This is a genomic window from Shimia sp. (assembly GCF_041624275.1).
In the GTDB taxonomy this organism is placed as follows: Bacteria; Pseudomonadota; Alphaproteobacteria; order Rhodobacterales; family Rhodobacteraceae; genus Shimia.
Window position 1 is genome coordinate 1 of the sequence record NZ_JBFJVE010000212.1, and the last position, 4,825, is coordinate 4,825.

At 70.1% G+C, this 4,825-nt stretch carries 6 protein-coding genes; 2 read left to right on the forward strand and 4 right to left on the reverse strand.

Annotation, left to right across the window (positions count from 1 at the left end; genetic code table 11):
* Positions 1–1,012: amidohydrolase family protein (locus tag ABZD10_RS13720; protein ID WP_372887305.1), on the forward strand; the 1,012-nt coding region annotated here is incomplete at its 5' end.
* A gap of 38 nt (positions 1,013–1,050) precedes the next feature.
* Here the strand turns inward: ABZD10_RS13720 and ABZD10_RS13725 are convergent.
* The 3 genes from ABZD10_RS13725 to ABZD10_RS13735 all read right to left on the reverse strand — a co-directional run bounded on the left by ABZD10_RS13725 (position 1,051) and on the right by ABZD10_RS13735 (position 3,584).
* The gene (locus tag ABZD10_RS13725; protein ID WP_372887307.1) at positions 1,051–1,740 is read right to left on the reverse strand and encodes a GntR family transcriptional regulator; all 690 of its coding nucleotides are present in this window, start codon (positions 1,738–1,740) and stop codon (positions 1,051–1,053) included.
* 108 nt (positions 1,741–1,848) lie between these two features.
* Positions 1,849–2,856 (reverse strand): biotin-dependent carboxyltransferase family protein, encoded by a 1,008-nt coding sequence (locus tag ABZD10_RS13730; RefSeq protein ID WP_372887308.1) that lies wholly within the window; start codon positions 2,854–2,856, stop codon positions 1,849–1,851.
* Positions 2,853–3,584: an allophanate hydrolase subunit 1 gene (locus ABZD10_RS13735; RefSeq protein ID WP_372887310.1), complete on the reverse strand. Its 732-nt coding sequence runs from the start codon at positions 3,582–3,584 to the stop codon at positions 2,853–2,855. Before ABZD10_RS13735 ends, ABZD10_RS13730 begins: the two co-directional genes overlap by 4 nt.
* Positions 3,585–3,817: 233 nt before the next feature.
* Between ABZD10_RS13735 and ABZD10_RS13740 the strand changes: the two genes are divergently transcribed.
* Positions 3,818–4,579 (forward strand): LamB/YcsF family protein, encoded by a 762-nt coding sequence (locus ABZD10_RS13740; protein ID WP_372887311.1) that lies wholly within the window; start codon positions 3,818–3,820, stop codon positions 4,577–4,579.
* Positions 4,580–4,611: 32 nt separating this feature from the next.
* Here ABZD10_RS13740 and ABZD10_RS13745 read toward each other — a convergent pair.
* Positions 4,612–4,825 (reverse strand): histidinol dehydrogenase (locus ABZD10_RS13745; RefSeq protein WP_372887312.1); only part of this gene is annotated, 214 nt, incomplete at its 5' end.

Consider the following 4,825-nt stretch of genomic DNA (forward strand, 5'->3'; position numbering starts at 1 on the left):
CCATTACCTGCATCACCAGCCCGACGGCACGCCCTACGCCAATCTCGGCGAAATGGCCGAGCGCATCGCCGCAGCGCGTGACAGCACGGGGATCGGCCTGACTTTGCTGCCGGTGCAATACCAGTACGGCGGCTGCGACCGGCGCCCGCTCGGCGCGGGGCAGGTCAGGTTCGCCAACCCGCCCGACCGCTATGCCCGGTTGCTGGACCGCTGCGCCGGGCTCATGAAGGCGCTGCCGGCGGACTGCAAACTGGGCGTCGCCCCGCACAGCCTGCGGGCGCTGGCACCGGAACAGCTGAAAGCCGCGGCCACGCTGTGGCCCCAAGGGCCGGTCCACCTGCACCTTGCCGAACAGATCGCCGAGGTCGAAGAGGTTCAGGCCGCATGGGGAAGCCGGCCGGTCGAATGGGCGCTGGACAACCTGCCGCTGGACCGGCGCTGGTGCCTGATCCACCTGACCCAGATGCGGCCGCATGAAACCGCCGCATTGGCCCGGACCGGCGCCGTGGCGGGCCTGTGCCCGCTCACCGAGGCATCGCTGGGCGATGGCATATTCGATGCGCCGCGCTGGATGGCTGCGGGGGGCGAAATCTCCATCGGATCTGACAGCAACATCCGGATTTCACTGGCCGAAGAGATGCGCCTGCTCGACACGACGCAGCGGCTGCGCGACCATTCTCGGGCCGCGCTGGCGACCCCCGAGCGGTCAAGCGGACGGCAGATCCTTGACGCGATCTGTGCCGGCGGCGCGCAGGCGGCCGGGCGCGGCACGGGCAGGATCGCCGTCGGGGAATGGGCCGATCTTCTGGCCCTCGACACCGGTCACATTGACCTTGCCGGGCTGCGCGGTGACACCCTTGTCGACAGTTTCGCCTTTGCCGGAGACAACCGCATGGTGGCCGATGTCTGGGCAGCCGGGCGCCATATGGTGCGGCAGGGCCGGCATGTCCGCCGCGACAGCATCACCCGCGCCTATCGCCAGGCCGTGGCCCCCCTGCGCGACCGGCTCTGAGGCCGCTGCCGGCCGACGGCCCGGAAAGGCGGCGGCCCTCAATAGCGGGTGGTCATGCGAAACCCGCGCTGGAACACCAGCCGCACATAGGTGATCGGCTGCCCCTGCCACCAGGTCGAGCGTTCGGCCAGGAACAGCGCATCGCCTTCGCCGCAGCCCATGTGCCGCGCGATCCCGGCATCGGCCGCCATCGCCGAGAAACTGATCTCGGCGTCGGAATAGGGCACCTCGGCAATCAGCCACTCATTGGGTCCGCGCCGGGTGAAATCGGCCTCGGCCGCCTGCGGCAGGGCGGCAAGGTTGATCCAGCGATCCTCGAGCTGATAGGGGTGCCCGTCGCCGAAATGCATACAGGTGAGATGCACGAGCCGCCCGCCTTGGTCCAGCCCGATGCGGGCGCGCAGCCAATCCGGCGTGTCGATGATCTCGCGCTGCACCAGAGCATAGCGATAGCGCAGGCCGCGCGACTCGATCTCTTCACGCACGATCGGAATGGCGAACCGCGCCTGCCGCGTCGGCGATGGCAACACCCGGGTGCCGGCCTTGCGCTTGCGCTCGACCAGCCCCTCTTCGGCCAGTTCGCGCATCGCCCGGTTGACCGTGGTCCGCGCGCATTGAAACTCGGCCGCCAGATCGACCTCGTTCGGCAGCAGGGCTCCGGGCGGCCAGTGACCTCCGACGATCCGGCGCCGGACCCGGTCTTTCACATCCCTGAAGGCGGTTTTCATCGCGCTGAGCCCCAATTGTCCCCGGCCCAATTTAGCGTGAACATAAAAATATTAAACACGAAACTTCTTCTCTGCCCCGCGGCTCCTGCCGGCGGACCTCGCCTGCCGTCATTCGCGCCCGGTAATCATGCCGTCGATCAACTGGTAGGACAGCAGGTCGGCCATGGTCCGAGGGTCGCGCACCAGCGGTTTCACCGCGCCCCGCAGGCCCGCACGCGCGGCGGCTTCGCGGCGCTCGAGCGCGATCGCCTCGTCGAGCGCGATAAAGCGGAAGCGCAGCGAGGTTCCGGCGCCGGCCTGGCTCACGCGCGGCAGGTCGCAGGGGATGACGGTGCCGATACGCGGGTAGCCGCCGGTGGTCTGGCATTCCTGCAACAGCACGAAGGGCACCCCGTCGCCGGTGATCTGGATATCGCCGGGCACCACCACGTCGGACAGGATGCTGTGGCCGCTGGCGGCCTCGAACCCCGGCCCCGGCTGCTCCAGCGGCACCCCCATGCGGTTGCCGCGCGCGCCGCGCCGAAAGCTGGTCGACTGAAAGCGGTCCAGCGCCTCGGGCGCGAACAGATCGGTCTGAAAACTGCGCAGGATGCGGATTTCACCGCCGCCGAATCTGTCCTCGGGGGGCAGGCAGCGCCCCACCTCCTGCCCGCGATCCGGCCCGATCTCCAGCCGATCTCCGGCACCGAGCGGCGCGCCGATCCCGGCCGCGACATGGGTGGCGCGGGCCCCGAGCCGCAGCCGCGTCACCAGCCCGCCGCCGAAATGCAGATAGCCGTAATACCCCGGCCCCGCCGCGCCCAGCCCAAGCTCTGCCCCCGCCGGGATCAGGTGGCTTGCATTCCAGGCCAGTCGCGTGCCGTCGACCACTGCCGCCATCGGCGCGCCGGTGAGCGCGATGCGCGTCGCGACCTCGAAACGGAAGCGGCCGCCGATCCCGGCCATCTCGAGCGCCGCATGGGCCCCGTCCTGCCCCAGAAGAGCCGCGCCTTCGCAAAGGGCACGGGCGTCGGCGGCGCCGCTGCGCGAGACACCGTAGGCCAGCCAGCCCGGCCGCCCGCCATCCTGCACCGTCACCCCCGGGCCGCAGTCGACTATGGTCACGACGCGGCTCATGACAGGGGCTCGCAGGTGGCCCCGCCACGGGGCGCGCGGCGCAGGTTTTCCAACGCCTCTGCCGCCACCGGTCTGAACTGCACCTCGTCACCCGGGCGCAGCAGAAAGGGCGCCTCGGCCTCGGGCCGAAACAGCTGCATCGCAGTCTGCCCGACATGCAGCCACCCGGTCGGGGTGTCGACCGAAAACAGCACCAGTTGACGGATCGCGACCGCCAGCGCGCCCTCGGGTATCCGGCGCGACAGCTGCCTCTGGCGGGGGATGTCCCAGGCTTCGGGCAATGTCCCGAGATAGGGCTGACCGGGGGCGAACCCGATGGTCTGGACCCTGAGGCGGGCCCGGCTCAGCGAGGCGATGGCGGCCTCAAGCGAAAGACCCGCCAGTTCGGCGGCCTGCGGCAACTGGGGCGCAAGTTCGGTGCCGAACACCGCCGGGATGCGCCACAGGCGCCGCCCCTCGGCCATCTCTGCGGCATACCAGTCGCGCGCCGCGAGCAACCGGCGCAGCCTTTCGGCCAGGGCGGCGTGCGAGAGGTGCAGCGGGTCGAAGCGGACAAAGGTCGAGACCAGCGTCGAGGAGGTCTCCTCGATCCCGTCCCAGGCTTCCCGTTCCAGCGCGTCGCGCAGCGCCAGCGCGGCGCGGTTGGCCGGTTCGCTCAGCGCGGTGCCAAAGCGCACCAGCATGCCGTCGAGCCCGACGTTGCAGATCTGCGGTGTGTCATCGCGCATGGCGTCAGTCCGGTCCGTTGCCGATCGGTGATATCTCCTGTCCGGGCCGAACAGGCCGGCCACCCAAGCGGCCGCTGCCGGTCGCAAACCGCTTGCGCCCCGGCGCCGCCACAGTATCGCGCCGCCCCGGCGAATGCAGCCCCGAAAGCGCCGCCGCACGGCATTGTTCACCGCCCGAGGCCAGAGTAACCTGCGCCGGGCGCACCCGGCCCGGACAGCAAAGGAACACCGCCATGAAGATCGACCTCAACGCGGATCTCGGCGAAAGCTTCGGCCCATGGACCATGGGCGACGACGCCGCCATGCTCGACATTGTCGACAGCGCCAATATCGCCTGCGGCGGCCATGCCGGCGACCCCGAGACCATGTTCGCCACCCTGAAGCTGGCGGCGGAACGCGGCGTCGTGGTCGGCGCCCATCCCGGTTATGCCGACCGCGAGGGGTTCGGCCGCCGGGTGATACCGATGCCCCCGGTCGAAATCGGCCGCATGATCGCGGCGCAGATCGGCGCCCTGATCGCGGTGGCGGCGCTGGTGCCGGTGGCGGTGCGCTATGTCAAACCGCACGGGGCGCTTGGCAATCTGGCGGCGCGCGATCGCACCGTCGCCCAAGCCATCTGCGACAGCGTTCGGCAGGTCGACCCAAACCTTGCGATCCTTGCCATCTCGGGCAGCTGCCTCGAGCGCGCCGCGACCGAGGCCGGTCTTGCCGTCTATTCCGAGGTCTTCGCCGATCGCGGGTACCTTGGCAGCGGTCAGCTGGTGCCGCGCGGCACCGAGGGGGCCATGATCCATGACCCCGAAGAAGCCGCCGAGCGTCTGATCGGCTTTCTGAAGACCGGCCGGATGCCGGTTGTCGACGGCGCCCCGATCGCCCTTCGCGCGCAGTCGATCTGCGTTCACGGCGACAGCCCCGGCGCTGTGCGGATGGCAACGACCATACGCCAGCGTCTCGAGGACGAAGGGATCACCCTGCGCCCGTTTCTTGACCTCTGATCCGGCACCAGCCGCCGACCGCGCGCCCCGCCCTAGGCACTCAGATCGAAGCGCTCGCCGGGGAAGTACTTGGCCAGCCGCACCTCGGCGGCGCGGGCATGGCCTTCCATGCCCTCGAGGCGGGAAATTCGCGCCGTCGCCTCGGCCACCGGTCGCGAGCCGTCGCGCGTGGCGCGCTGCCATGTAACCACCTTCATGTATTTGTGAACGCTGAGCCCGCCGGTGTAGCTGGCCGCGCCCGAGGTC